The sequence below is a fragment of the Mesorhizobium sp. M7A.F.Ca.MR.176.00.0.0 genome, from assembly GCF_004023165.1.
Taxonomy (GTDB): Bacteria; Pseudomonadota; Alphaproteobacteria; order Rhizobiales; family Rhizobiaceae; genus Mesorhizobium.
In genome coordinates, this window is sequence record NZ_RZTC01000041.1 from 1 (window position 1) to 3124 (window position 3124).

At 63.0% G+C, this 3124-nt stretch carries 3 protein-coding genes and 1 pseudogene; 2 read left to right on the forward strand and 2 right to left on the reverse strand.

The window, feature by feature from the left end:
• Together EOB59_RS15730 and EOB59_RS15735 are read right to left on the reverse strand one after the other, a co-directional pair.
• Positions 1–402: ATP-binding cassette domain-containing protein (locus EOB59_RS15730; protein WP_128288758.1), on the reverse strand; the 402-nt coding region annotated here is incomplete at its 3' end.
• Positions 403–495: 93 nt separating this feature from the next.
• Entirely contained in the window at positions 496–1626 is a 1131-nt protein-coding gene (locus EOB59_RS15735; RefSeq protein WP_127271535.1) for a branched-chain amino acid ABC transporter substrate-binding protein, read from the reverse strand.
• Between the two features lie 193 nt (positions 1627–1819).
• On the opposite strand from EOB59_RS15735, the gene EOB59_RS15740 reads away from it, so the two are divergent.
• Positions 1820–2737, forward strand: coding sequence for a branched-chain amino acid ABC transporter permease (locus tag EOB59_RS15740; protein WP_023809431.1), 918 nt, complete (start codon positions 1820–1822; stop codon positions 2735–2737).
• Between the two features lies 1 nt (position 2738).
• Positions 2739–3124, forward strand: a pseudogene (locus EOB59_RS36360) (branched-chain amino acid ABC transporter permease); the annotation flags it as partial.

A 3124-nucleotide genomic window follows, 5' to 3' on the forward strand; every position in this document is an offset into this window, starting at 1 on the left:
CTCCATATGGACGAGACGAAGCATATCGGCGACGCGCGCATCGCGGCGGCCCTTTGACCAGCCGAGGTTTTCGAGCCCGAAGCCGATGTTCTGTTCGACGCTCATATGCGGAAACAGGGCGTAGCTCTGGAAGACGGTGTTGACCCGCCGCTTATGCGGGGGGAGTCCCTGTATGTCCGAGCCGTGCAGGAAAATCTGCCCCGCCGTCGGCTGCTCGAAACCGGCGATCATGCGCAGCAGGGTGGTCTTGCCGCAGCCGCTCGGGCCGAGCAGCGTGAAGAACTCGTTGTCGTAGATGTCGAAGGAAACAGGCTTCAGCGCCTGATAGGTGCCGAACACCTTGGAGACGCCCTTGATCTCGACGGCCTTTCGAGGTGCGCCGTGGCCAGCCTCGTCATTCATGGTCAGGCGCTCCGGTCAGGACTTTTGCGAGCTCGGCGATGAAGGTGATCGACGCCGCGCCACTGAGAACGGGCGCGGCGTCGATCAGGTAAGTTACATCTTCTCCCATTTGCCGCTGCGGACGACGAACATGTCGATGTCGATGGCCATGTTGGTCTGTCCGTTGGCATCGAACGAGACGTCTCCCAGAATGCCGTCGTGGTGGATGTCACGAATGGCCTTGCTCAGCGCCTCCTTGTCGTCGAGGCCTTTTTCCTTGATGACCTGAAGCAGGATCTGCGTCGCCTCGTAGGCATATTTCGCATAGGAGCCGGCAGGATCGGGATAAGCCTTGGTTTCATAGGCCTTGTTGAACTCCTCGAGCTTGGGGTTCGACTGGACGGCCGGAGTTCCGGCGATGGTGCCCTCGGCGGCAGCTCCCGCGATCTCGATGAATTTCGGGTCGTAGATGCCTGAAATTCCGTACATCGGCAGATTGCCCATGCCGAGGTCGGCCATCTGGCTGCGCACCAGCGCTGCTTCGGTGACGACGCCGCCGAAATAGACCGCGTCGGGCGACGCTGCCTTCGCGGTAGTCAGCATGGCACGGAAATCGGTCGTGCCGACAGCCGCGGCATCCGAAGAAACGACCTCGCCGCCGGCCGCCTTGAAGAAATCGCCGAACCATTTGGTGTTGGCCGCACCGTAGTCGGTGGTGTCGGAGATGATGGCGATCTTCTTGATCTTGCCTTGCTTGGCGATGGCTTCGGCCAGCGGCTTGTTCTCGTTGACCAGCGTCGGCGTGACGCGGGTCACGTTCGGGAAGTTCTGTTCGGTAATCTTCGGGCTGACCGCGCCCCAGACGATGAACGGCATCTGCGAGCGGTTGAAGACCGGGATCGTCGCCAACGCGACCGAGCTGTTCCAATGCCCCGTTGCCGCGACCACCGCGGGATCGTTGACCAGCTTCTGCGCCGCCGAAACGCCGACGGCCGGATCGGAGGCGTCATCGAGCACGACGCCTTCCACCTGGTGCGGATAGCCGCTGGCATTGGCCTGCTCGATGGCGAGCAGGAAGCCGTTGCGGGCGCCGAGGCCCTGCTGGGCGTTGCCGCCGGAGAGCGGCCCGATGAAGCCGAGCTTGATCTGGTCGGCCTGCGCCTGGGCGGCGCCCAGGGCGATGGCAAACAGAGAGCCGGCCAGAATTGACGATACGCGGATAAGCGCACTGCGCCTGTTTTGCATGGTTCCACCTCAAACAGAATTATCTGCCGCCGTCGTAGCGACCCGGCCGATCGTGATCGTCGGCTGATCATCAGTGTACGGGCGCGTATTCAGTGACGAAATTCGGAAATTGTGACTCGTGAGTTCGGAGATTCGTTCTGTCCGCCCGGGATGGCGATTGATACCTGTCGGCTTCAATCGAGAGACCGACCGCATGGCGGAACTGCTTGTCCAGCAACTGGTGAACTGGATAACCCTTGGCTGCATCTATGCCTTGCTGGCGATCGGATTCAGCCTGATCTTCGGTGTCTTGAACGTCATTCATTTCTCGCACGGCGATGTCGCGATGACGGCGCCGTTCATCACGCTGGCGCTTGCCCAGGCGTTGGCGACCGCTCTTGGCGCCTCGGGCCCCGCCTGGCTGGTGCTTGCGGTTCCGGTCGCCGTGCTCGCCGTCGGTTTGATCGGCGTCCTGCTGGACAAGGTGGTCATCAGGCGCTTCCGCGATGCGCCCGCCATGATGGCGCTGGTGGCGACCGTGGCGCTCGGCATCGTCATCCGCGAGCTGATCCGCCATCTCTATCCGCAGGGATCGAACCCGCATGCCTTCCCGCGCCTGGTGTCGGGCATGGCTTTCGAAATCTCCGGCGTTGCCATCAGCTGGTTCGCGCTGCTGGTGGTGGTGCTGACCGTCGCGCTGGTTGCCATGCTGTTTGTCTTCCTGCGCATGACCCCGCTCGGGCTGCGCATCCGGGCGGCCTCGGAGGACCGGGTCGTGGCGCGCATGATGGGCATCCGCGATGCACGCGTCTTCCGTGCGACGTTCTTCATTGCCTCGGCTATCGGCGCCATCGCTGGACTTCTGTTCGCAAGCTATGCCGGCGTGACACGGTTCGACTTCGGCGTCATGGCCGGCCTGCTCGGCTTTTCCGCCGCGGTCATCGGCGGCCTCGGCTCGATGCCGGGCGCCATACTGGGCGGACTGATCATTGCCGGCATCGAAGTGCTGGCGCAGACATTCGTGCCGGACGGCGCTTCCTACCGGCTGGTCTTCGTCTTCCTGCTGGTCATCGCCGTGCTCATCTTCCGCCCCGCCGGCCTGCTTGGGCGCACCGTCATGGAGAAAGTCTAGCATGCAGGGTCGTGCTTCACCCGACGTGCCGGGCATAGCCGCGGCCACGGTCTTCGCCATCGCCTCGCAAATCATCGGGGCAGCGTTCCTGTACCTCATCCTCAGAGTCGACGGCGGCTGGCAGGTGGTCGGCCTGCTGGCCTTGCTCGGCCTCGGTTTCTATCTGCTGGAGAGGCTGCCGTGGATCGCCGACTATGCGTTGGCGAGCTTTGCCCGGGTTCCGCTCGTGGCGATGATCACGGCGGCGGTAATCGTCCTGGCCTTTCCGTTCTTCGTCGGATCCAACACCTATATCCTCCATCTGCTGATCGTCGCCGAGCTCTATGCGGTGCTGGCGCTGGCGCTCAATTTCCAGCTCGGCAGCGCCAACATTCCGAACTTCGCCAC